Raw genomic sequence first — 26110 nt, forward strand, 5'->3', positions numbered from 1 at the left:
CTTTTAAGGGAATTAGAGGGAGCCGTGGGTGCTGATAAGGGATGTACAAGGTTTATTGATACTCACTCGGATTTATGCCGAATTGCTTTTTAAAGCAGGTAGAGAAGTGGGGAAGGGTATTGAAGCCGGTCATGTCCGCTATTTCGGAAATGGTATAGGTTCCTTCCTTGATTAGTTCGGCTGCGCGGTTCAGTTTATAAGTTCTGAAGAAAACGCTTGGATTCTTGCCGGTTAACCCTTTCACCTTGTAGTAAAATTTGGTACGGGAGATTTTGAGTAATTCGGCCATCCGCGTGATGTCCAGTTCCGGATTATCCAGTTCATTTTCCATTAGTTTATACAGTTCTGTCATGAAGGCCTCGTCTTTTGGGGTAAGGGCAAGTTCTTTCATCTGGCTTGTCCGGGTATTGTTCGTCAGGAAACTACGCATTTTATCACGGTTCGTCAATAGTGATTCAATCAGGGCCAGTAAGTAAGCCGGTTCAAAAGGTTTGGGCACGTATGCGTCTGCTCCGGTATGCAATCCTTCTATCTGGTTTTCCACAGTGGATTTGGCGGTTACCAGAATGACGGGTATGTGACAGAATTGCAGGTTTGTTTTAATCTCTTTGCAAAGCTGGTAACCGTCTTTGTCCGGCATCAGTACATCGCTCAGTATTAAATCCGGAGCTTCGTCTACAATGGTCTGGAAGATGTTGGTGGAATTGAGTCGGCTGATGATGTGATAATGCGGGGTCAGCAGAATCTGCAGATAGTGCATGATGGCCGGGTCATCGTCTACTATGAGTATTGTTTTCGGACTTGTTTTACCTTCACGGGCAGCATCCGGTTCTATTTTCGCAGGTTCTATGGAAGTATTGTTCAGGAGTGTTTTTTTACCATAGAACCGTTCCTCTTTTGTGTACGAGAAATCGTCTGCGGGCAGAATCAGGATAAACATGGCTCCGTTCCCTTCTTTCCGGTTTGCCGCTTTCAAGTGTCCGTGGTGCAACCGGGCAAGGCATCGGGCATAATAAAGCCCGATGCCGGTTCCCAAATTGTAAGTCCCTTTGTTGCCTTTTATCTGATAGAACCGTTCAAAGATTTTTTCCAGCTGTTCTTCCGGAATGTTTTCTCCGGTGTTGGTTACGGAAATCCGGATATACCGGACGCTTTTGTCTTGTTCTGTCAGGCAGAAGAACTCTTCGGCTTCTTGGCGTGTGACGATGGCGAACGAGATTTCTATTTCACCTCCTGTAGGAGTAAACTTCATGGCATTGGAAAGCAGATTGCTCAGTATTTTCTCTACTTTGTCTTCATCGGCCCAATAGAGGATGTCATGGTGTAATCCCTGAATGCTAAGGGTTATATTCTTGCTTTGGGCATTGATGTTGAAGAAACTGATGATTCGTTTGATGGTGGAGGCAAGGTTGGTCTGTTGGACCTCCAGTCCCAGATTGTCGTTGTCTAATTTGTTGAAATCGAGCAATTGGTTGACTAGCTGGAGCATCCGCAGAATACCGTCTTGCAGAACATTCAGTAGTTCCCGGTTGGCACTGTATTGGCCGGGGGCGGCACACAGTTGTCTGATGGAACCCAACATCGTGGTCAGTGGTGTCCGGAACTCGTGGGATATGTTGGTAAAATAGCTCATGTATGTCTTATTCATTTTCTGCTCTTGTGCTTTTTCTTGTTCGGCACGGCAGGCGGTTTCTTTCTCGATTCTTACGCGCCGCCAACTGTGTATAAGTGTACCGGCTATTCCGATGATTGCCAGAGCATATGCACATCTTGCCCACCAGGTATTCCAAGGAGCAGGTTTGACGATGATGCGCAACTGTTTTTCTTCTCCGATTATGCTTTGGTCTTCATTGGTGATTTTTACTTTGAACATATAGGTTCCTGTGGGAAGGTTGGCATAATAAGCTTCCCGGTTGGTGTGTGCATTTATCCAGTAGCGGTCAATGCCTTCCAATTGGTAGTGATAGTGTATTCGTTCGTATTCACTATAATCCAATGCGGCAAATGATATGCTGAAGCTGGTCTGGCTATGTTTCAGATATACGTCCGGTTGGTAGGAGAGGTCCTTGTCGATGATTGCATTCTTTCCGGGATATACAAGCTTGTTATGAATCTTCAGATTCTCGAACGTCAGGGGAACATCGTATTTGAAAGGAGTTTCCACCGGATTGAAGAATGTCATTCCGTGAGTGCCGCCGAATACTAAGGTTCCGTTTGAAAGTCGGCAGGATGCACGGTCGTAGAATTGATTGCCGCCGATACCGTCGCTTGCATAGTAGTTGCTGATTTGATTGGTCCGGCGCTCATATTTACTTAATCCGTATAATGTGGATATCCATAGGTTCCCTTGTATATCTTCTTCGATGCTGCAAATCTCTGTGCAGCCAATGCCGGATATGGGAGATAATTTATGATTCTGCGAGGTATATCGTAAAAGCCCGTTATGGCTGAAAGTGAAGTGAAGGCAAGAAACATTGCCGAGGCCAAATTCTTCAGAGCCATCTGCTATTTCGAACTGACCACTTTGTGGGGGACTCCTCCTTTGGTAGATAGGGTATTGAAGAATTCGGAAGAGTATAAGGTGCCCAACTCCACTGCCGAACAGTTGTGGAAATTCATGGAGACAGACCTTACGGAAGCTATAACTTCCGGGAAACTCACTTCGAAAACGAGTTTGGAAGACAGGGACGGGGGAACCCGCGCCACGTTGGAGGCTGCCCGCTGCTTGTTGGGAAAGATTTATCTGTATCAGGAGAAATATGCCGATGCCAAAAGTGAGTTGGAGAAGGTCATTTCTTCCGGCAAATATGATTTGATAGCCGATGTCAGCACATTCTATCATCCGGCCTCTGCAGGCTGCAAGGAGTATGTGCTGGAGTGTGTGCGCCATTACGACCCTTCCAACATGTATTCTCAGGAGGGCTGGTTCGGCATCTTGGCCAATTGGGGATTCGGCTATGGCTTTATAGCCGGTCCGGAAGCGTCCATGCACTATAAGTTCAACACTACCAGCGGTTACAGCTACTTCAATCCGTCAAAGTCTTTGTACGATGCCTTTGTGGCTGAGGAGGGTGCCGACGGGTATCGCTTGAATGCCTGGATCAGGACCTGGGAGCAGGTGATTGCCATGAACATTGCGGTGAACACGACTACCAACAAATATGCCAGCGAAGGCTATTTCCGTCTGAAATGGCTGGCAAGCACCGATGACGAATTTGTAGGGTATTGGTGTGGAAACCAGAGCAATACTCCGGTCATCAGATATGCGGATGTGTTGCTGATGGCTGCCGAGGCTTGCCTCCAGGCGGGAGACCAAGCCGGTGCCGACGAATATCTGGGCAGAGTGCGCGACAGGGCCCGTCTTCCCAGAAAGAGTCATGTGACGCTTTCCGATATAAAGCTGGAGCGCCGCTTGGAACTTGCTATGGAAGGCATGCGCTTCCAGGACCTGAAGCGTTGGGGGGATGCTCCGGCGGTATTGGCGGATAAAGGGAAAAAGTTACCGACTTTCCAGATTGTACCTGACCCGAATAATGACCTCACTACGGCAGCAGGCATCTACAACGCCCGTTATACGACCAAAACCACTTATGTCGATAATGAAAAGTCGTTGGCGGGTTGGACTCCCAATCGCGACGAGTGGCTGCCGTTTCCTGAAAATGAATTGGAGGTGAACAGCAACCTGAAACAGAATCCCGGTTATTGATTTATCCTGAGAAATTCACAATTCGGTTTAACTATATAAAGAAGAAAAACATGAAAAGAAACTTAGTGATATTTGCCCTGCTGTTTGTTTGTATGGCTATAGGGGCGCAAACGGTATTCAAGAATGAAGAGGTAGAGGTTTCCTTGTTGAAAGAGAAGACTTGGGTATTTTCCACTTGGGACTATACTACCATGTATCTGATAGAGGGCGAAGACAAGGCCGTGCTGATTGATACCGGCACGCGTTGTGCGGATTTGGATAAGATTGTGGGACAGATAACCGGGAAACCGCTGGAAGTAATCGTCACCCACATGCACCCCGACCATGCCGGCTGCATCAAGTATTTCGATAAAGTATGGATGCATCGGGCCGATACGGTGCTGGTGCCCCAGCATGCGGCAGATTATCAAGGAGAATTCCTCTATATGGAAGAAGGACAAGTGTTCGACTTGGGTGGACGCAAGCTGGAAGTGGCATGGATGCCCGGGCATACGCCCGGTTCGGTGGTACTCCTGGACAAGGCAAACGGAGACTGTTATTCGGGTGATGCGTTCGGCTCGGGTGAAGTATGGCTGCAGTGTGTGCCGATGTCTCCCATCGCCACTTTCCATGAGTCGTGTTGCCGTATGGAAAAGCTCATGAAGGAAGGGCACATCAAGGATATCTGGTGCGGACATTATCCTTATCTGAAATCTTCTTTGCCGCTGGCCTATATTCAGACGATGATACGTATTTCCCACAGGCTGATGAATGGAGACCAGGAAGGTTCGGAACCTTATTCCAACTATTTCATCAAGATGCCTCCCACTGCGAGGAAGTTGGCCGAAGGCCGGGCGATGATTGTATATGATTCGACTAATATTCCGGAAGCCCGGTAACACACATGGCTATTCCTCTCTCACTTTAAGGCGTAGTCCTTGTATGCACGAGATGTGCATCTCGTGCATACAAGGGCCGGCTGTTAAAAGCATGAGGGTTATACCTTCACTCCTGAAAGGCATAACCCTCATACAACAAGCCAAGTAGCCCGTCCTTCTATTTGCCGTATTCGCTCGGACTTACTCCGAACTGCTTCTTGAAGCTCTTCGAGAAGTGGGACAGCGTGCTGAATCCCGTCATGTCCGCAATTTCCGAGACGGTATGTTTCCCTTCCGTTATCAGTTCGGCGGCACGGTTCAGCTTGTAGGTCTTGAAGAAGGTGCTGGGGCTTTCGCCGGTCAGTCCTTTTACTTTATAGTAGAACTTGGTGCGTGATATTCTCAGCAGTTCGGTCATGCGGGCAATGTCCAGTTCGGGGTTGGAGAGCTTGCTCTCCATCAGGTGGTAGAGTTCGGTCATGAAGACATTGTCTTGCGGGGAGAGGATGTTCTCTTCCATCTTGTCCGTCTGCGTGGCTTTTCCCAGCATGTTGCGCGCTTTCTCGCGGTTCTTGAGCAGCGACTTGATGAGCGCCAGCAGGTAGGCAGGGTCGAAAGGCTTGGTCACGTAGGCGTCGGCTCCCGTGTCCAGTCCTTCCACCTGGTTTTCCACGGTGGCTTTGGCCGTAACCAGAATCACGGGCAGATGGCAGAGCTGCAAGTCTTCCTTTATCTCCCGGCAGAACTGGTAACCGTCCTTGCCGGGCATCACCACGTCACTCAGAACCAGGTCGGGTGACTCCTCATGCAGCGCCTTCAGCGCATCGTCGGCATTGAAGCGGCAGATTACCTTGTAGTGGGCGGAGAGGAGGGTGCGCAGGTAGTGCGCCACTTCGGTGTCGTCGTCCACCACCAGCAGGGTGGGTTGCTTCTCGCCGGTGCCGGTCTTGTTCTCGGCAGGCTGCGAGGCGGCGGCCAGCGGGAAGGCTTCCGACTGGTTGCTCTGTTCCGTTGCCCGTTCGTCTTCGGCATACGCGGCGTCGTTCACGGGCAGGACGAAGGTGAACACGGCGCCGCTTCCCTCTTCGGGCTGGCTGGCTTTCAGTTGCCCGTGGTGCAGTACGGCCAGGCTGCGGGCGTAGTACAGGCCGATGCCCGTTCCCCAGTTGTAGGTACCTTCGGCTTGGTTGCCTATCTGGTAATAGCGTTCGAATATCTTCTCTATCTTGTCTTCGGGGATGCTCTGTCCCGTGTTGGCCACGGACACTTTGATGTACTGCGTGATGCGCCCGTCGGCGGACAGGCCGAAGAGCCGCGCGGCTTTCTCACGGTCTATTACGTCGAAGCCGACACTGATTTTACCGCCTTGGGGCGTGAACTTCAGGGCATTGGACATCAGGTTGTTGAATATCTTTTCCACCTTGTCCTCGTCCAGCCACATCAGGAAGGTGTCTTCCAGTCCGTAGGTGTTCAGGTCGATGCCCTTGTCGTCGGCGTTCACCCGGAAGATGCCCACCTGGTGTTGCAGGCAGGCGATGAGGTCGGCGCGCTTCACTTGCAGGTGCAGGGTGTCGTTCTCCAGCTTGTTGAAGTCCATCATCTGGTTGACGAGCCTCAGCATGCGGTTCACGCTGCGCTGCACGATGTGCAGCAGGTTCTTGTCCGCACCCTCTATTTGCGGATTGGCGCAGAGCTGGTTCACGGGACCGGAAATCATGGTGAGCGGTGTGCGGAACTCGTGCGAGACGTTGGCGAAGAAGCTCATGTTCATCCGGTTCACCCGTTGCTCCTGCTCCTTTTCCAGGCGGGCGCGGCGGGCGGCCTCCTTTTCGGCGCGGACGCGGAGCAGGGCACGCAGGAAGAGAAGGGCGAGGGCGGTTGCCAACAAGAAGTAGATGCAGTAGGCCCACCACGTGCGCCAGGGAGCCGGATATACGCGGATGCGGATGGAGTTCTCGGCCTCCACGATGCTCCGGTCGTTGTTGGTGATTTTCACGTGGAACACATACTCGCCTGCGGGCAGGTTGGCGTAGTAGGCCTCGTGGTTGTTGCGGGCGTCTATCCAGTAGTTGTCGAAGCCCTCCAGATGGTATTGGTAGTGCACCCGTCCGTACTCGCTGTAGTTCAAGGCGGAGAAAGAGATACTGAAACTGTTCTGGTCGTGCTTCAGGTGTATGTCGGGGCAGTAGGAGAGGTGCTTGCCGATGGTTTCTCCGTGCAATTGCGGGCGTATCAGCTTGTTGTGTATCTTCAGGTCGCTGAACAGCAGCGGGATGTTGCGCTTTATGGGTACGTCGATGGGGTTGAAGAACGTAAGGCCGTGCGTGCCGCCGAAGACGAGCGTTCCGTCGGGCAGACGGCACGAGGCGCGGTCGTAGAACTGGTTTCCGCCTATGCCGTCGGCGGTGTAATAGTTGGTGAAGCGTCCGGCTGTCCGGTCATATTTGCTCAGTCCGTATTGGGTGCTTATCCAGAGGTTGCCTTGTCGGTCTTCCTCGATGCCCGATATGTCGAGGCAGGAGGTGCCGGGCATGGGTGTCATCCGGCCCGTTTCGGGATGGTAGCACATCAGACCGTTGCTTACGGTGCCTATCCAGAGAATGCCGTATGTGTCTTTGTACAAGGCCGTGGGGACGAATACGGAGCGGCGGATGCAGGCTTTCCAGTCCTCCTCCGCGATGTCCACCGTGCCCGTTTCCAGGTTTTCGATGTCGATATGCTTGATGGGTTGGTAGAAGCCCGTCACCATCAGCCGGCGGTTATCCATCATCGCCAGGCCGGGCACGAAGGTGAACCCCTCGAAGAGCTTCATCGCCTCGAATTCCTTCTTGCCGGGGCGCAGGGCATAGACGTTGACCGTGGCGGTGCCTATCCAGATGGTTCCGTCGGGCGACTGGGCGATGGACATGGGCAGGAAAATCCGGTGCCGTTCCTCTATCTTCAGCTGCCCGTCGGGCGTGTAGCGGGCTTTCAGCACTTCGCTGTCGGTGCTTGTCATCCAGAGGTTGTTGTCGCTGTCCACCATCAGCTGGTTCACGTAGATGGCTTTCTGTTTCTCTTGCCCCCAGAACGTTTCGGGGTCGATGTGCCTGATTTCGCTGCTCTTCGTGTCATATACGTAGATGCCGTCCATCAGGGTGGAAATCCACAGCTTGTGGTCCTTGCCGGCGCTTAGCGACACCACGGACTTGTTGTTCAGCTCGGAGCGCAGGTAGTTGTCGTTGTTGAACCGCTCCTTGTAGTGGTAGCACACGGTGTACCCCTGGTCCACGGAGCCTATCCACAGGTTCTGCTGCGAGTCGGTGAACATCTGGCTGATTCGGAAGCGGGGCATCTCGAAGGGGAATCCGTTCTCGCCCTGGCGGGTCACGCTGCCGGTGCCCGGGTTGTAGTAGAACATGCCGTGTCTGGCGGTGTTCAGCAGCAGGCCGTTGTTGCCGTAGGGGTGTATGTAGTCGATGTCGGCGTTGCACAGCGTGGTGTTTCGGGCGATGGGCTGCGGCAACGGCTTGAAGCTGCGCGTGCGGGTGTCGAAGATGCTGAGGGTGTGGTTGCCGGTTATCCACAGCTCGTTGTTGTGCAGGTACGAGTAGTAGGGATAGCCGCTGAGGGCGACAGACTCTTTCAGCTGCAGGGTAGATAGGTCGTAGCAGCGGAGCCCGGTGGAGGTCATTACCCAGAGGTTGTTGTCGGGGGCGATGTGGCACTGGGCGTAGAAGGTATGTCCGGAGCTGATGTCAGGCAGTACGCAGATAATTTTTTCCGTTTCGGGGTGGTAGGCGTAGAGCTGGAAACCGGTGTTCAGGAAGATGCGCCCGTTGCGGTCTTCCAGAATTTGCCGTATGTTCTTGTTGTCGGCCTCGACGGGGATGATGCGGAAGTTGTCCTTGTCGGTGTATAGACACACGCCGTTCACGGTGCCCACCCAGAAGCGGTTCTTCGAGTCGCGCAGCAGGTGGGTAATCTGGTTGTCGGGCAGTCCCAGCGAGTCGTCGGTGCAGAAGTACTGGTGGTAGTCGTGCACGTTGTATCTGTTCAGCCCGCGGAACGTGCCTATCCATATATGGCCTTGTGCGTCTTCGGCCATGGCGGTGACTTTCTGGTTGGAGAGGTCGTTGGCTATGACGGGGCTTTCAATCTCGGCATCCCGGTTTTCGGATATGGGTTCTTTGGCATCGCATGCCAGCAGGCACAGGGCAGACAACAGCATGCCCGCCGACAGGCGGAACAGTGTGCGGAGGATTTTCCGGTTAGACAAGGTCATATTAAGGAATTTTGAATGATGTGCGAAAATAAGGATAAAAATTGAATATAAGTTGCTTTACAACATGTTTTGAACAAAAGAACAAACATTTGAACGTATGGGCAAGCGCTTTTAAACTTCCGGGCAAATCCTTTTTACATGTCGGCCAGCCCTTCCGGTGCAATCGGCGTAATATTGCAACCGGAAAACAACTTGAAAAAATAACCGGAATTCATCAACTTAAAAAAACGGTATACAACCATGAAAAAGCAACCTTTATCTATGCTTGCGTTGGCCTTCCTGCTGATTCTCTCCTCTTGCGGACAGACAGCGGGCGTGAAGACCGCCGACGCGCAACAAGCTCCGGGCGAAATCATCGCCTCTTCCGAGACAGCCATCACCGAAACAGAGTCGGGCAAAGTGGGAGGATTCCTGCAAGACGGTATCTATATATATAAAGGTATTCCCTACGCCAAGGCAGAGCGCTTCATGCCGCCCCAGCCTGCCGACAAATGGGAAGGCGTGCGCAGCAGCCGCATGTTCGGTCCCACCTGCCCGCAGGGCAAGCGTGCCGGATGGGGTGCCGATGAGCACGCTTTCGCCTTCCATTGGGACGACGGTTATCCCGGTGAAGACTGCCTGAGGGTGAATATTTGGACTCCGGGCCTGAACGATGGCAAGAAGCGTCCCGTCATGGTGTGGCTGCACGGTGGCGGCTATTCGGCAGGCAGCGGTCAGGAACTGCCTTCGTATGACGGCTTCAACCTCGCCAAGAAGGGCGATGCGGTGGTTGTCACGCTGAACCATCGCCTCAACGTCCTTGGCTTCCTCGACCTTTCTGCCTACGGCGACAAATATGCCCAATCCGGCAATGCCGGCCTGCTCGACCTCGTGGCAGCACTTCAATGGGTAAACAAGAATATAGCCGCGTTTGGCGGCGACGCACAAAACGTAACGATTTTCGGACAGTCGGGCGGCGGCGGAAAGGTATCTACATTGCTTGCCACTCCGTCTGCCAAAGGGCTCTACCACAAGGCCATCGTTCAGAGCGGCTCCATGCTTCGCACGATGAATGCCAAGTATTCCCGTCGCATCGGCGCTGCTGTGATGGACGAGCTGGGACTAAAAGCCTCGCAGATAGACGAGTTGCAGAAAATGCCTTACGAACGGCTGCTTGCCGCCGGTGAGAAAGCCGTTGCCAAGGTGAAGGCCGAGGCCGAGAAAGAGGACGGCATATCCACCTTCATCTTCGGATGGGCGCCCACCGTGGACGGAGACGTGCTGCCCGCACAGCCCTTCGACCCGCAGGCGCCTGCACAGAGCAAGGACGTGCCCGTAATGATAGGCACTACGCTGCACGAGTTCACCATGAGCACCTACGTACCTGCCTTCCGCACCATTACGAAAGAGAAGGCAGTGGAACTTCTGAAGCAACGCTATGGCGACCGCACGGACGACTTCCTCGCCGCCTTCGAGAAAGCCTATCCCGGCTATCAGCCGAAAGACCTGGTGGACGTGGACTTCGTCTTCCGTCCTGGCGCCGTGGAGCAGGCACGGCTGAAAGCCGCCCAAGAAGGCGCTCCGGTCTATATGTACCTGTTTGCGTGGGAGTCGCCCGTGCTCGACGGCATGTTCCGCAGCACGCATTGCATGGAGATACCTTTCGCCTTCAACAACGTAGTGCGCCACGCCACGATGACCGGCGGCGGTGCCGAGGCGCAGGCGCTTGCTGACAAGATGAGCGGTGCCTGGCTGAACTTCGCCCGCACCGGCAATCCCAATGCCGAAGGCCTGCCCCAATGGGAGCCTTATACGGCCGAAGGCGGCGCCACGATGTTCTTCAACAACACGTGTGAGGTGAAGCACCACCACGACAAGGAGCTGCTGGAGGTGGTACGAGCGTTCCCGACACGCGGTTTCTGACGGGACGGATGTACGTCCTTTCGGAAAGGTAATACGCTGCCAATGAAAAAGTTGCTTTGCCAATCTCAGGACGCTGCTTTGGCACAGCCTTGCCAACATATAGGCAAGGTCTTGCCTGCCTATTGGCAACGGCTTGCCAACCCGTTGGCAAGAGGCTGCCAGTGGGTTGGCAGGAAGTGGTAGCAACGCCGCCATCCATATAAAAACAACACTTGAATTATTAACATAAATCTAATTTAAACGAAAATGAAACAAATCATGAAGCTGACAGAACGGAGGAGATTCGCCACACTGGCACTCTTCCTGTTAATCTGCCTTCCTTTCACGCTGGCACAAGCCCAGACGATGAAAGTGACCGGCAAGGTGACCGACAACCTGAACGAACCGATGATTGGTGTAAGTATCGTAGAGAAAGGTACTACCAACGGTTGTATTACTGATATTGACGGTAATTATACATTGAATGTAAATCAGGGAGCGACAATCATTTTCTCTTACATCGGCTACGTAACCCAAGAGAAACAAGCCGTTGCCGGTGTGATGAACATTGTCTTGAAAGAAGACAGCGAGACGCTGGACGAAGTGGTGGTAGTAGGTTACGGTGTGCAGAAGAAAAGCTCACTGACTGGTGCTGTATCTTCGGTGAAATCAGAAGATATGGAAGCTCGTACCATTACTCGCCCGGAACAAGCCCTTCAAGGTAAAACGGCAGGTGTACAGGTACTTAGTGCCTCTGCCAAGCCGGGATCTTCTCCCTCTGTTCGTATTCGTGGTATCAGTTCTAATGGTTCATGTGACCCTCTGTATGTAGTTGACGGACGCATTGCCTCCGATATTGGAGGTATCGACCCCAACGACATTGAGTCTATGGAAGTACTGAAAGATGGTGCCTCTGCTGCCATTTATGGTGCTGCTGCCGGTAATGGTGTTATCTTGATTACCACCAAGAAAGGTAAAGGCAACGGCAAAATCACTTATGATTTCCAATACACTTCACAGAGCCTTGGTCGTGTGCCCGAAGTAATGAACGCTCAGCAGTATAAGGACTTCTATGTAGGCATTGGCAATCTTGATGAAGGTGTGTTCAATGCAAACTGGGATGGCAAAACCCAAACAGATTGGACAGACGTGGGCTTTGAAAACAGTTCCATGAAGCGCCACAATATAACTTTCTCCGGTGGTAGTGAAAAGGGTTCTTTCTATCTTTCACTCTCTCATTTGGATAACGATGGTATGATTGTCGGCAACGCAGATACTTATGAACGTCTGACAGGTATGGTAAATGCCAACTGGCAAATCAAACCGTGGTTGGAAGTAGGAACTAACAATCAGATAGAACACTACAAGAACCAGTCTGTGGCCGAAGGCTATGAATACGGAAGCTACTTGCTCTCTGTCCTTCAGATTGACCCACTGACTAAACCGCTTTATGCTATTGACAACCTGCCCTCATATATGGCTTCTATTTATGCACAACACCCCAATATGCTGGGCGATGGCAATGGCAATCTTTACGGTGTTTCTCCTTATACTGGCAATACGGAAGCCATCAATCCGCTTGCAATGCGTGACCGTTCGTTTACCAAAAACAGAGGTTTCAACATCAATGGTACTACTTATGTGAACTTCAAGCCTATCAAAGGATTGACCATTACTTCTCGTTTGGGTTATCGCCTTTCCAATTATTCTTCTTATGGTGTGGCTCAGGATTACTACTATCACGGCACAGCCAAGCAGGATTATGTACAGGTAGATGCGTCTGACGGCAACACGGTTTATTACCAATGGGAAAACTTCTTGAACTATACCCGTTCATTCGGTCAACATAATGTGACAGCTATGCTGGGTACTTCTTACAGCCAGAACCGTACTTATAGTGTCAGTGGTAACAAAAAGGGCGATGATAAGAATATCGGTTTCTTGCAAGACAATCCGCTCTTCCACTATTTCGCGTATGCCACTTCAGATGCCACAAAAGACATCAATGGCGGTGAACCGAATTATCTGCGTAAATTGGCTTACTTCGGTCGTTTGAACTACGACTATGCAGGCAAGTATATGGCTCAGGTTTCACTGCGTGCCGATGCTGCCGACCTTTCCGTATTGCCCAAAGACAAACGTTGGGGATACTTCCCTGCCGTATCATTAGGCTGGGTTGTTTCTCAGGAGAAATTTATGTTGGGCACCGAAGACTGGTTGTCACAACTGAAACTCCGTGCCAGCTGGGGACAGAACGGTTCTACCGCTTCATTGGGTGGATATATGTGGAATGTATCAATCGGTAATTCCGGTCACTTGGCAGTGGGCGATAACAACAACTTCCATTACATCAATGGATATGCTCCTTCTGCAACGGGTAATCCGGAATTGAAGTGGGAAACTTCCGAACAAACCAATATCGGTATTGATGCACGTTTCTTGAATAACCGTTTGTCTGTATCAGCCGATTATTTCAATAAGGAAACCAAGGATTTGATCGTTTCGGGCATCAAAGCTTCTACTGTAGTAGGAAACACCTTTTCACCTGTCAATGCCGGAAACGTCACGAACAAAGGATTTGAGTTGGAAATAGGCTGGCAAGACAGAATCAAGGATTTCAGTTACGGTGTTCGTGCCAACATTGCGACCTTGAAGAACGAGGTGACTTACATCCACGAATCTTTAAACAGTGTTCCCGGTGCAAGTTTTCACTCTTATGGTGAAATCACTCGCTTTGAAGTAGGTAAACCTGCTTGGTATTTCTACGGTTTCAAATATATAGGTGTTGATGAAAATACCGGTGAACCTTTGTTTGAAGATGTCAATAAAGACGGAGCAGTCAATGATAATGATAAGACAGAGATAGGTAAGGGCTTTGCAGACTTTACGTATGGTATCACATTGACCGCTGCCTGGAAAGGCTTCGACCTCGTTGTCTTTGGTACGGGTTCACAGGGCAATGATGTCTATTGCTGTCTGAATCGTACAGACTACAATTTGAACCGTCTGACCTATTTCACCGATGATTGTTGGACTGAAAGCAACCGCACCGGCAGTATGCCTTCGGGAAAAGCTACCGACTATTCTAAGTTTATGATTTCATCTGGTTCTGTATTAGACGGTTCTTTCTTCAAGATTAAGCAGATTCAGTTAGGCTACTCTTTGCCGAAAACGTTGTTGAAGAAGGTTGCTATTGAGAATCTGCGTGTGTATGGTTCGCTCGAAGACTTCTTTACCTTTACCAGCTATCCGGGTTTCGACCCCGAAGTTACCGGTGTAGGCAATGCTCTGGGTGTGGATAAGGGTAGTTATCCTAACTCTAAGAAGGTAGTATTGGGCTTGAGTGTGACATTCTAATTAGTTGTAACCGATAAATAAAAACATTCGTAGATATGAAATCAAAATATTATTCTTTGCTTTTCGGTGCCCTGTTTGCACTGGGAACAACTTCTTGCGAAGACCGGCTTGATATTCCTCAGAAAGGAGTATTGGACTATTCAACCTATTACCAGACCGATGAGCAGGCACAGGCTGCTGCCGATGCACTCTATATTCAATTCAAAGGCCTTTATTATAACTATGTTATGTTGAAATCTTGCCTGTCCGATGATGTGTGGGCAGGTGGCGGCGGTCGTAATGACAATGCCGAGTTGGAAGGCTGCAACGAGTTCTCGTTTGGTTCTGACCAAGGTTTTATTCGTGGAGTATGGGAAGGCTATTACAGTTTGGTATATAAAGCCAATGTGGTTTTAGGACATATAGTTCCTGATACTGATGTCAAGAAAAAGGCACATGCCGAAGCCAAGTTCTTCCGTGCTTTTGCCTATTTCGATTTGGTTTCTATGTGGGGTGATGTGCCTTTGGTAGACCATGAACTTGCTCCCAACGAATATCAAATAGCACGTTCTTCCAAAGAAATGGTTTGGGAACTGATAGAAACAGACTTGACCGAAGCCATTAACTCCGGCTATTTGGAGGAGAAAAAGGATGTTAATGACAATAGTGTGTGGCGCGTTACCAAACAGTTGGCACAGACAATGTTGGGCAAGGCTTATCTGTGGCAGGAAAAATACCAAGAAGCAGCTAATATCTTGAATGAAGTACGCCATAGTGGTAAATATGCGCTTTATCAAGGCGAATATGAAAATATACTGACTTACTTGGCTGAAGGCAACAGCGAAAGTATGTTGGAAAGCAATCGTATCCTTGATATGAGCAATGCTTGGGATGAATTCAGCTATTTTGAAGTAATGACGCATTGGCGTATGGACAAGTTGGAAGCAGCTTCTCCGATGTTTTTCCAGTATAACCAAACGGGTTGGGGATTCCTCGTTCCTCAAAAGTCACTTTACGATGCTTTTGTAGCAGAAGAAGGGGCAGATGGCTATCGTCTGAATCAGACATTCAAGACTTATGAACAAATGAACCAATTAGGCGTAAAGTTGCAAGTGGGTCAGAGCATCATTAATGAAGGTATCTTTATGTGGAAACGTCGTTTCTCTTCTGCTGAAACTCCTATTACATTCTGGTGCTCTTATAACAATTACCGTTGGATGCGTTATGCCGAAGTATTGCTGTTGGCGGCAGAGGCTAATTTGCAAGCCGGTAATCAAACCGAAGCAGACGCTTGTCTGAATGAAGTTCGTACCCGTGCCAAATTGCCTGCCAAGAAAGCTACTATGGAAGCTATAAAACTGGAGAAACGTTTGGAATTGTGTTGTGAATATACCCGTTATCAAGACATTATCCGTTGGAAAGATGCCGAAAACTTATTGAAAGACCAAGGTTCTAAGACTCCTATTTTGATACACAGAGCGGACGATAATGGAAATTCATTGGGTGTAACACTGGAATATAGACAATATAATACAGATCCTACTCGCTTCGGCTTTAAGAGCAGACACTATTTGTTGCCGATTCCTGCTACTGAGATGCGACAGAATCCTAAAATGACTCAAAATGAAGGTTGGTAATCGTATGAAAAGATTCTTAACTCCCCTTTTCACCTTTTGCGTGGCGCTGGCTGTGAATGCACAGCCGGTGCCCGCCACCGGTTCGCCTGTACTGCGTGCCGACAACATCGACGAAGTGGTCAGCGCCCTGACCCTCGAAGAGAAGGTGCACCTCGTCATCGGTTGCGGCATGTCGATGGGCAGTGACTCCAAGTTCCCCGGTACCGCCGGACGTACCTATGACATTCCACGCCTGGGCATCCCATCGGCTTTCCTTGCTGACGGACCGCACCGCCTGGCGATGGCTTCCAAACGAGAGTTCGACAGCCGCACCTATCACGCCACCGAATTCCCTTCGAGCACCACAGTGGCAGCTACGTTCGACCCTGATGCCGCTTACCGTGTAGGCCAGGCTCTGGGCACCGAAGTGAAAGACTACGGTATGGACGTGCTCCTTGCCCCCGGTGTCAACCTGATGCGTAACGCCCTCTGCGGACGAAACCACGAGTATTATGCCGAAGACCCCGTGCTGGTGGGCAAGATAGCCGCCGCCTACATCAACGGCATCCAGAGCGAAGGTACCGGCACCTGCCTGAAGCACTTCGCCGTGAACAACCAGGAAACCAACCGCAACAACAACGACTCCCGACTGACGCAGCGCCCCTTGCGCGAGCTTTATCTGAAATGCTTCGAGATAGCCGTCAAGGAGGCTCAACCCTGGAGCGTGATGACCGCCTACAACAAGGTGAACGGCAAATACACCTGCGAAGACCGCGAACTGACCGAAGATATCCTCCGCGACGAATGGGGATTCAAGGGACTGGTGATGTCCGACTGGAATGCCGGAAAAGATGCCGTGACTTCCATCGCGGCAGGTAACGACATGTTGCAGCCGGGGCAGGAACGCCAGTACAACGCCATTCTGGAAGCCGTGAAGAACGGCACGCTGGATGAGGCGCTCCTCAACCTTAGCGTGAAGCGTGTGCTGGAGTTTGTGGTGAAGAGCCACACCTTTGCCGGTTACAATTATCCCAACGAGACCGACCTCAAAGCCCACGCGCAAGTGGACCGTCAGATAGGTGCCGAGGGCATCGTGCTGCTGGATAACAAGAATGCGCTGCCTATGGCTGCCGGCATCAGGAAGGTAGCCCTTTACGGCACTACTTCCTACGACATGGTTCCTGCCGGTATGGGATTCGGCAGTACGGGTTTCGGCTACTACACGGTGTCTATGGTAGAAGGTTTGCGCAATGCGGGCTATACGGTAGATAAGGATTTGCTGAACCGCTACAAGAAGCACATGGCCGACGAGCAGAAACGCCTCTTCCCCCACGGTCGTCCTCCTTTCGCGTTCACTCCGCTGCCCCGTGCCGAAGAGTTCCTGCCCACTGCCGAGGAACTGGCCGCACAAGTGAAAGCCAATGATATCGCCGTGCTTACGCTGGGACGTGTCAGTGGTGAAGGCTGCGACCGCCGTGTGGAAGATTTCCTCTTGAAGGAGAACGAACTGGCTCTGATAAAGCAAGTGTCTGCCGCCTATCGTGTCGCAGGCAAGAAGCTGGTGGTGGTTCTCAACATCTGCAGCCCCGTGGAGACCGCTTCATGGAAAGAACTGGCAGATGCCTTGGTATGCGCTTTCCAGCCCGGGCAGGAAGTGGGCAACTGCATTGCCGACGTGTTGACGGGTAAGGTGAACCCCAGCGGCAAGCTGCCCATGACGTTTGCCGTGAAGTATGGCGACGCGCCGTCGGATGCCAATTTCCCCTTCGACTATGAGTTCAAGATGCCGTCGTTCGCCATGGGTACCGGCATGAACTTCAAGTCCGACAAGAAAGAGGAGAAGCCGAAAGAGCCGGAACGCAACGTCGATTTCACCCTCTACGAGGAGGGCATCTACGTGGGTTACCGTTACTTCGATACCTTCGGTAAAGAGGTGTCTTACCCCTTCGGCCACGGACTGAGCTATACCACCTTTGAATATGCGGTGGAAGAGGCTGCCATCGACGGTGACCGCTGCCGCATGAAAGTGAGCGTGAAGAACACCGGCAAGGTGGCAGGCCGTGAAGCCGTGCAGCTCTATGTCAAGGCTCCCGAGGGCGGCATGGACAAGCCCGCCAAGGAACTGAAAGCCTTCGGCAAGACCCGCCTGCTGAAACCCGGCGAGAGCCAGACCCTGACATTGGAGTGGAACGTGATGGACATGGCCTCCTTCAACGAGAAAAGCAGCTCTTGGGAGTTGGCCAAGGGTGAATATCAATGGATGGCTGCCGCCTCTTCGGCCGACGTGCGTTGCACCACGGTGCAGAAGGTGGCAAAGGCACGCAAGCAGAAAGTGCACGATGCCATGCGGGCACAAGTGCCGGTGGCTGTGCATCCCATGGTGAAGAGATGAGGTGTGCATATACATCACCTGAAAAAACTGATATATATCAATCCGTTTTAGAATGGAAAGCACTTATTTTGTAGTACATTTTTAAAATCTATGCCATGAAAAGATTGATACTTTCTCTTTTTGCCGTCTGCTCGTTGTGGATGGCAAATGCACAGAATCCTGCATGGGGGCCACAAAGCAAGGTCGTGACCGACAGCATCTACAGCACGGTGCTGAAGACGCACCGCGCCTATACCATCTATCTGCCTCAGAGCTATGACAAGGAGGCAGACAGGAAGTATCCCATTCTCTACCTGCTGCACGGCATGTCGGGGGTGAATACCAGCTGGTTTACGGACCAGCGTGTGAAGGACGTGATGGACCAGTTGACGGCATCGGGCGAGGCGTGCGAGATGATTATCGTCAGCCCCAACGCCGGAGGCAATCCGGCCACGTGCTGGAACGGCTACTTCAACATGCCGGGATGGGCTTACGAGGATTTCTTCTACAAGGAGTTCATGCCCTATATCGAGAAGACCTACCGTGTGGTGGGCGACCGTCAGCATCGTGCCGTTGCGGGCCTTTCGATGGGTGGAGGCGGAACCACGAGCTACGCGCAGCGCTATCCCGACCTCTATTGTGCGGCATACGCCATGAGTGCCTTGATGAACATCCCCGTCAGTGGTGAGGCGGCAGGAAAAGATCCCGACCCCACGAACAAGATGGCTGTGCTGACCCGTTCGGTGCAGGAGCATAGTTGCATCAAGTATGTGCTGGAGGCTGATGAGGCCCGTAAAGCTGCTCTGCGCACCGTGCAGTGGTTTGTGGATTGCGGTGACGATGATTTCCTGCTCGACCGTAATATCGAGTTCTTCCAGGCGATGCGCAATGCCGGCATTCCTTGCCAGTTTCGCGTGCGTGACGGAGGACACACCAGTGAATACTGGCATTCGGCATTGTATATGTGCTTGCCTTTTGTGAGCCGGTGTTTTGAGAAATGAGATTTGATTCCCTTCAACTTTCTCCAACTCCTTAAACGATTATAATGATTATGAAGAAATTTACACTTTTATTTACCCTGCTGCTGATGTGTACAATGACCTTTGCGCAACAAGCATTGTGGATATGAAGGAAGGCAAGGACGGTGTGTGGGAATATACCACTACCGAACCGCTGAAGCCTGAACTGTACGGCTATTCATTCTACGTGGACGGCCTGAAAAATAATGGATCCCGGCAACGTCTATATGATTCGCGACGTGGCAACTGTGACTTTGTCTTTGGAAACTGGCGAGGGACACATCTGGAGAAACTGGCGCATCTATCTGACGGAGTTCGCGCCGAAGTTATTCAAGTGACCTCGTGCCGATTGATTCACCCTGCACTTTGCCAATCCGAAGTGCAGGATTATAGAAAACCTGTTTAATAATAAAATAACAAACCCATTATGAAAAGAATTTCTATTTTATCAGCTCTGTTGCTGATGTGTGCGATGACTTTCGCACAACAGGCCCTCTGGGGAGGCGCTCCGGTTGTATCACCTGAGATACATGACAACAATACCGTTACTTTCCGCCTGAAAGCGCCGAAAGCCGTGAAGGTGCAGGTGACCGGCGACTTCCTGCCCACGCAGAAAATCAAGACTCCTTTCGGCGAATTCGACGGTCCGGGCGTGGCCGACCTGAAAGAGAACAAGGACGGTGTGTGGGAATTCACTACTCCCGAACCGCTGAAGCCGGAACTCTACAGCTACACCTTCCTGGTGGACGGCCTGAAAATCAACGACCCGAGCAATGTCTATATGATTCGGGACGTGGTAAGCGTGACCAATGTATTCATCATCGGCGGTGACGAGCGCATCGACCTCTACAAGGTGAATAAGGTGCCTCACGGAACGGTATCCAAAGTGTGGTACAACAGCCCCACGCTGGGCATGGACCGCCGTCTGACGGTTTACACGCCTGCCGGATATGAGACAAGCGGCAAGCGCTATCCCGTCTTCTACCTGCTGCACGGCATGGGTGGCGACGAGAATGCCTGGAGCGAGCTGGGTCGCACGGCACAGATTCTGGACAATCTCATTGCACAAGGCAAGGCTCAGCCGATGATTGTGGTGATGACCAACGGCAATGCCGCACTGGAAGCTGCTCCGGGCGAATCTTCACTGGGCTTTGCCGCTCCCAGCATGAACCTGCCCAAGACGATGGAAGGCTCTTTCGAGACTGCTTTCCCCGACGTGGTGAAATTCATCGACAAGACTTACCGCACACAGGCTACAAAGAAGGGACGTGCCATCGCCGGTCTCTCTATGGGCGGTTACCACTCCATGCACATCTCCAAACAATACCCGGACATGTTCGACTACGTAGGTCTGTTCTCCGCTGCCATCATGCCCAACAAGGATGTGAAATCTCCGATTTATGACAATCTCGAAGCCAAGCTGAAAACCCAGTTTGCAAAGAAGCCGGCACTCTATTACATCGCCATCGGTGACAAGGACTTCTTGTTCCAAGCCAACAACGACTACCGCAAGATGCTGGACGAAAAGGGTTACAAGTATGAATATTATGAAACCGGCGAAGGCCATATCTGGAAGAACTGGCGTATCTATCTGACGGAGTTTGCACCGAAATTGTTTAAGTAAATTGTTGAAGGAGTTATCGCCCTTCGGGCTTAGGAGTTAAAAACCGATAGTATCTCCTTGTGACAGGAAGACTATTGACTTCTAACTCCCGATAGCTCCCCTTGAATAATTAATATCCCAATCTATCATGAAGAAACAAATATTATCAATAACGTTTATGGCAACTACCCTTGTCGCTTGCGGACCGGGCGTGCCGCAGCTTGGAAAAGCTTCTTTGGAGGATGTGATCGGTGCCATGACTTTGGAAGAGAAAGCACACCTGGTGATAGGCACCGGCATGGCGGGCTTCGAGAACGGAGACAGTGCCGTGGTGGGCGAAACGCGCAGCCTGGTGCCCGGTGCCGCCGGAACCACTTATCCCATCCCCCGTCTCGGTATCCCCTCCATCGTGCTGGCCGACGGTCCGGCAGGATTGCGCATCAACCCCACGCGCGAGGGAGATACGGCAACCTATTATTGTACCCATTTCCCCATCGGCACGCTGCTGGCTTCCACCTGGGACCAGGAGTTGGTGGAGAATGTGGGCAGAGCCATCGGCAACGAGGTGCTGGAGTATGGTGCCGACGTATTGTTGGCTCCTGCACTCAACATCCACCGCCATCCGCTTTGCGGACGTAACTTCGAATACTATTCCGAAGACCCACTGGTGAGCGGAAAGATGGCTGCCGCCTACGTGCGCGGCGTGCAGAGCAATGGCGTGGGAACCAGTATCAAGCACTTTGCCGTCAACAACCAGGAGACGAACCGTATGGCGAACGATGCGCAGGTATCGCCCCGTGCGTTGCGCGAGATTTATCTGAAAGGGTTTGAAATAGCTGTGAAGGAGTCCGACCCTTGGACGGTGATGTCTTCCTACAACTACGTGAACGGTGTATATGCTTCCGAAAGTCCCGAATTGCAGACCACGCTGCTGCGCGACGAATGGGGCTTCAAGGGCATGGTGATGACCGACTGGTTTGGCGGCAAGGATGCCGTGGCACAGATGAAGGCCGGAAACGACATGCTGCAACCCGGCTACGACAAGCAGTACCGGGACATCGTGGCAGGCGTGAAGGAAGGCAGGCTGGATGAGACGGTGCTCGACCGCAACGTGAAACGCATCCTCGAACTGATACTCCGGACACCTCGCTTCAAGGGCTATCCCTTCTCCAACAAGCCGGACCTGAAGGCGCATGCCGCCATTACACGGCAAAGTGCCACGGAGGGCATGGTGCTGCTGAAGAACGAGAACAAGGCCCTCCCATTGTCGGCAGACGTGAAGCGTGTTGCCCTGTTTGGCTGCACTTCCTACAATTTCATCGCAGGTGGCACCGGCTCCGGAAACGTGAACCGGGCTTATACCGTCTCTCTGCTGGATGGCTTGAAGAACGCCGGCTACGAGACAGACGACCGCCTGAAGGCAGATTATGAAGCACACATTGCCGCCGAACAGGAGCGGTTGAAACCGGAAGATGGCAAATTCTCTGCCTTCATGCCGGTGGTGCTTCCCCAAGAAATGACGTTCGAAGAGGCACGCTTGAAGGAACTGGCCGCACAAAGTGACATGGCGCTGATTACCATCGGTCGCGGATCCGGTGAGTTCCTCGACCGGGAATCCGCCAATTTCTATCTCAGCAAGGAGAAACGGCAGCTGATGCAGGACGTGTGCCGCGTGTTCCATGCTGCCGGCAAGAAGGTGGTCGTGGTGCTCAATATCGGAGGAACCATCGAAACCTCCTCCTGGAAAGCGCTGCCCGATGCCATCCTGTGCGCTTGGCAGGGTGGGCAGGAAGGCGGAAACAGCGTGGTGGACGTGCTGAGCGGCAAGGCTTCGCCCTGTGGCAAGCTGACCATGACCTTCCCCGTGCGTTTCGAAGACCACGCCTCGACCGCCAACTTCCCCGTCGACCTGAAGTCGGACATCGACATCGTAAACGCCAACAAGGGCGAGAAGAAGCACAGCCTGAAAGACGTGGACTATACGCGTTACGAGGAGGACATCTACGTGGGTTACCGCTACTTTGACAGCTTCGGCAAGGAGGTATCCTACCCCTTCGGATACGGCCTCTCGTACACTACGTTCGCCTACGACAAAGCGAGCATACGGGCGGACAATGGCCTCTATACCGTAACCGTGGAGGTGAAGAACACTGGCAAGACGGCAGGGCGTGAGGTCGTCCAGCTCTATGTCACCGCTCCCGATGCTTCCGGCACGAACAAGCCCGAGAAGGAACTCAAGGCTTTTGCCAAGACCCGGGAGCTGAAACCGGGCGAATCTGAAGTGGTCACGTTGAAGGTGAACACCGCCGACTTGGCTTCCTACGAGGAGGCTTCCTCCTCATGGGTGGTGGCTGCCGGAAACTACAAGTTCCTGGTAGGTGCTTCCTCTCGTGACATCCGCGCCGTGCTGGATGCCGGGGTTGAGGCTGCCACGCAGAAGACAAACGATCTCTTGAAGCTGCAAGTCCCCCTTGCTACATTGAAAAGATAACAAGGCTTGCGGCGACTTATATGTCGCATGGTACGCGGATGACGCGGATTTCGTTTTTTTTATTTACAAAAATAATTCGCGTTTATCTGCCTAATCCGCGTTCATCTACGTGCCATGTCTGATTATTCCTTGAATAATAATACTGAAAATGGATAAAACAATATCACTCTATATTGGAAGATTGCACTATCTTTGTCCGGACATGATTAGAAACAAAAGTTAAAACCTAAAACATATCATTCATGAGTAAGAAAGCGATTTTATCCTTGGCCCTTTCGGGGCTTCTTTCGGGTGCCGTGGCACAGACCACCGTGGCGCCTGCCATCCCAAGAGACGAGAAGATAGAGCAGCAGATTGAAACGTTGCTGAAGAAAATGACATTAGACGAGAAGGTCGGACAGATGTGCGAACTTACCATCGATCTCTTGCAGAAGCGTGCCAACCCTTTCGCCGGACTCGCCCCGGAGAGCATCACAGTGAACGACCTGAAGAAGATTGTCAAGAAGTACAAGCTTGAAAAGGAATTCAAACTGGGCAAGGAGATGCCTTCGCAGGAGGTGATGATGCAGCTCTACATGCGCATCCAGGGCATAGAGAATGCTAAAGGCTTCCAGCTCGACGAGGCGATGCTCGACTCCGTCATCGGAAAATACAAGGTAGGCTCCATCCTTAATGTGCCCAATAGTGTGGCGCAGTCGGTGGAGAAGTGGCAGGAAATCATCAAGCGCATCCAAGAGAAGTCCATTGAGGTGATGGGCATCCCTTGTGTCTATGGCGTGGACCAGATACACGGCACCACCTACACCTTGGGTGGCACCTTCTTCCCGCAGGGTATCAACATGGGAGCCACCTTCAACCGTAGTCTGACGCGCGAAGGCGCACGCATCTCCGCCTACGAGACCAAGGCCGGAAGCATCCCCTGGACTTACGCCCCCGTGACCGACCTCGGCCGCGACCCACGCTGGCCGCGCATGTGGGAGAACTACGGGGAAGACTGCTATGTGAATGCCGAAATGGGGCGCGAGTCCGTCCTCGGCTTCCAGGGCGAGAACCCCAACCTGATAGGGACAGACCGCGTCGCCTCCTGCATGAAGCACTTCATGGGCTACGGCGTTCCCGTTTCGGGCAAGGATCGTACCCCTTCGTCCATCACCGTGCAGGACATGCGCGAGAAGCACTTCGCGCCCTATCTGGAGATGGTCCGCAACGGTGCCCTCTCCGTCATGGTGAACTCCGCCATGAACAACGGCCTCCCCTTCCATGCCAACTACGAACTATTGACTCAGTGGCTGAAGGAAGACCTCAACTGGGACGGCATGATTGTGACCGACTGGGCGGACATCGACAACCTCTGGAAGCGCGACCACATCGCCAAAGATAAGAAGGAGGCCATCAAACTTGCCATCAATGCCGGTATCGATATGTCTATGGACCCGTATGACTGGAAGTTCTGCACGTTGCTGAAGGAGCTGGTGCAGGAAGGCGAGGTGCCGATGAGCCGTATCGACGATGCCGTGCGTCGCGTGCTTCGTCTGAAGTTCCGCCTCAATCTCTTCGAGAAGCCTTACTATGACTACAAGGACTTCCCGCTGTTCGGAAGCAAGGAACACGCCGCTGCCGCTCTACAGGCTGCCGAAGAGTCGCTCGTGCTGCTGAAAAATACGGACGGCATCCTGCCGCTGGCAAAGGGCAAGAAACTGCTGCTCACCGGTCCGAACGCCAATTCCATGCGTTGCCTCAACGGCGGCTGGTCTTACTCCTGGCAGGGCGACAAAGCGGATGAGTGCGCCGGACAATACAATACCATTCTGGAAGCCTTTACCAACAAGTTCGGTGCGGAGAACATCCTTTATGAAGCCGGTGTCACCTACAAGCAGGGCGGCAACTGGTGGGAAGAGAATGCTCCCGAAATAGAGAAGGCGGTAGCTGCCGCTGCAAATGCCGACTACATCCTGGCCTGTATCGGTGAGAACTCCTACTGCGAGACCCCCGGTAACCTGACCAACCTCTTCCTCTCGCAGAACCAGCTCGACCTGGTGAAGGCGCTTGCCAAGACCGGCAAGCCCGTCATCCTTATCCTGAACGAAGGCCGTCCGCGCCTCATTGCCGACATCGAACCGCTGGCAAAAGCTGTTGTCAACATCATGCTGCCGGGCAACTACGGCGGCGACGCCCTTGCCAACCTCCTTGCCGGCGACGCCAACTTCAGCGGAAAGATGCCCTACACCTATCCGAAGGAAATCAATTCGTTGGTGACCTACGACTACAAGCCCTGCGAGCACATCGGCAAGCAGATGGAGGGTGCCTACAACTACGACGCCCAGGTGGCGGTGCAGTGGGCGTTCGGCTACGGACTGAGCTACACCACCTTCGCCTACAGCAACCTGCGCGTGGATAAGCCCACCTTCATGGCTGATGACCTGCTGACCTTCACCGTCGATGTGAAGAACACCGGCAACCGCATCGGCAAGGAGAGCGTCCTGCTGTTCAGCAGCGACCTTGTCGCCTCCCTCACTCCTGACAACCGCCGCCTGCGTGCTTTCGAAAAGGTTGAACTCCGTCCGGGCGAGACCAAGACCGTCACCCTGAAAGTGAAAGCTTCCGACCTCGCCTTCGTGGGCTACGATGGCAAGTGGGTGCTGGAGCAGGGCGACTTCCGTATCCAGACGGGCGATCAGGTGGTGAACGTGGTCTGCAAAGAGACGAAGAAGTGGGATACGCCTAACAAGTAATCTCTTTTCTTGTTGAATGATAAAAAGAAGCGGGAGTCAAAAACTGACATCCCGCTTTTTTTAGCTCCCGTTTCTTTTCAAGGCAAGAAATTGGAAGTTATAATTATTTACATGCGATATTCTCTTTTTGAGAATTTCATCCTTTTCAGTCTTTCCGGTCCGCGTCTTTTCAAGGTCTTTTCTGCTCCATAGTTTCTTCGGTGTTTCTTCGGACGTTCTTCGGACATTCTTCGG

General features: G+C 52.2%; 13 protein-coding genes and 1 pseudogene. 12 read left to right on the forward strand and 2 right to left on the reverse strand.

Going from position 1 to position 26110, the window contains the following annotated elements; genetic code table 11:
* Positions 1–52: 52 nt before the first annotated feature.
* Complete coding sequence (locus K2G43_RS01045) at positions 53–2182, reverse strand: hybrid sensor histidine kinase/response regulator transcription factor (protein WP_300152736.1); 2130 nt, start codon at positions 2180–2182, stop codon at positions 53–55.
* A 261-nt stretch (positions 2183–2443) separates the two neighbouring features.
* Between K2G43_RS01045 and K2G43_RS01050 the strand changes: the two genes are divergently transcribed.
* Together K2G43_RS01050 and K2G43_RS01055 are read left to right on the forward strand one after the other, a co-directional pair.
* Positions 2444–3706: a RagB/SusD family nutrient uptake outer membrane protein gene (locus tag K2G43_RS01050; RefSeq protein ID WP_300152737.1), complete on the forward strand. Its 1263-nt coding sequence runs from the start codon at positions 2444–2446 to the stop codon at positions 3704–3706.
* Between the two features lie 50 nt (positions 3707–3756).
* A complete protein-coding gene (locus tag K2G43_RS01055; protein ID WP_005833720.1) occupies positions 3757–4584 on the forward strand; it encodes an MBL fold metallo-hydrolase in 828 nt (275 codons plus the stop codon).
* A gap of 157 nt (positions 4585–4741) precedes the next feature.
* Here the strand turns inward: K2G43_RS01055 and K2G43_RS01060 are convergent, their stop codons facing one another.
* The gene (locus K2G43_RS01060) at positions 4742–8827 is read right to left on the reverse strand and encodes a two-component regulator propeller domain-containing protein (protein WP_300152738.1); all 4086 of its coding nucleotides are present in this window, start codon (positions 8825–8827) and stop codon (positions 4742–4744) included.
* Positions 8828–9067: 240 nt separating this feature from the next.
* On the opposite strand from K2G43_RS01060, the gene K2G43_RS01065 reads away from it, so the two are divergent.
* The 10 genes and pseudogenes from K2G43_RS01065 (at position 9068) to K2G43_RS01110 (ending at position 25876) form a co-directional block, all read left to right on the forward strand.
* On the forward strand, positions 9068–10729 hold the full coding sequence (locus K2G43_RS01065) for a carboxylesterase/lipase family protein (RefSeq protein ID WP_300152739.1): 1662 nt from the start codon (positions 9068–9070) through the stop codon (positions 10727–10729).
* A gap of 42 nt (positions 10730–10771) precedes the next feature.
* Positions 10772–10912: a hypothetical protein gene (locus tag K2G43_RS01070; protein ID WP_297641810.1), complete on the forward strand. Its 141-nt coding sequence runs from the start codon at positions 10772–10774 to the stop codon at positions 10910–10912.
* A gap of 63 nt (positions 10913–10975) precedes the next feature.
* Positions 10976–14065, forward strand: a complete 3090-nt coding sequence (locus K2G43_RS01075) for a TonB-dependent receptor (protein WP_300152740.1) — start codon at positions 10976–10978, stop codon at positions 14063–14065.
* A 35-nt stretch (positions 14066–14100) separates the two neighbouring features.
* Entirely contained in the window at positions 14101–15681 is a 1581-nt protein-coding gene (locus K2G43_RS01080; protein ID WP_300152741.1) for a RagB/SusD family nutrient uptake outer membrane protein, read from the forward strand.
* A 4-nt stretch (positions 15682–15685) separates the two neighbouring features.
* Positions 15686–18052: a glycoside hydrolase family 3 C-terminal domain-containing protein gene (locus K2G43_RS01085; protein WP_300152742.1), complete on the forward strand. Its 2367-nt coding sequence runs from the start codon at positions 15686–15688 to the stop codon at positions 18050–18052.
* Between the two features lie 95 nt (positions 18053–18147).
* Positions 18148–19032: an alpha/beta hydrolase-fold protein gene (locus tag K2G43_RS01090; RefSeq protein WP_044468431.1), complete on the forward strand. Its 885-nt coding sequence runs from the start codon at positions 18148–18150 to the stop codon at positions 19030–19032.
* A 118-nt stretch (positions 19033–19150) separates the two neighbouring features.
* A pseudogene (locus K2G43_RS01095) lies at positions 19151–19304 on the forward strand (esterase); the annotation flags it as partial.
* A 173-nt stretch (positions 19305–19477) separates the two neighbouring features.
* Positions 19478–20674 carry an esterase gene (locus tag K2G43_RS01100; RefSeq protein WP_297641818.1) on the forward strand — a complete coding sequence of 399 codons (1197 nt, stop codon included), beginning with the start codon at positions 19478–19480 and terminating at the stop codon, positions 20672–20674.
* A gap of 127 nt (positions 20675–20801) precedes the next feature.
* Positions 20802–23144, forward strand: a complete 2343-nt coding sequence (locus tag K2G43_RS01105; protein WP_300152743.1) for a beta-glucosidase — start codon at positions 20802–20804, stop codon at positions 23142–23144.
* A gap of 242 nt (positions 23145–23386) precedes the next feature.
* Positions 23387–25876: a glycoside hydrolase family 3 N-terminal domain-containing protein gene (locus K2G43_RS01110; protein ID WP_300152744.1), complete on the forward strand. Its 2490-nt coding sequence runs from the start codon at positions 23387–23389 to the stop codon at positions 25874–25876.
* Positions 25877–26110 lie beyond the last annotated feature (234 nt).

Origin of the sequence: Bacteroides sp. (assembly GCF_029057325.1) — a bacterium.
Classification (GTDB): Bacteria; Bacteroidota; Bacteroidia; order Bacteroidales; family Bacteroidaceae; genus Bacteroides.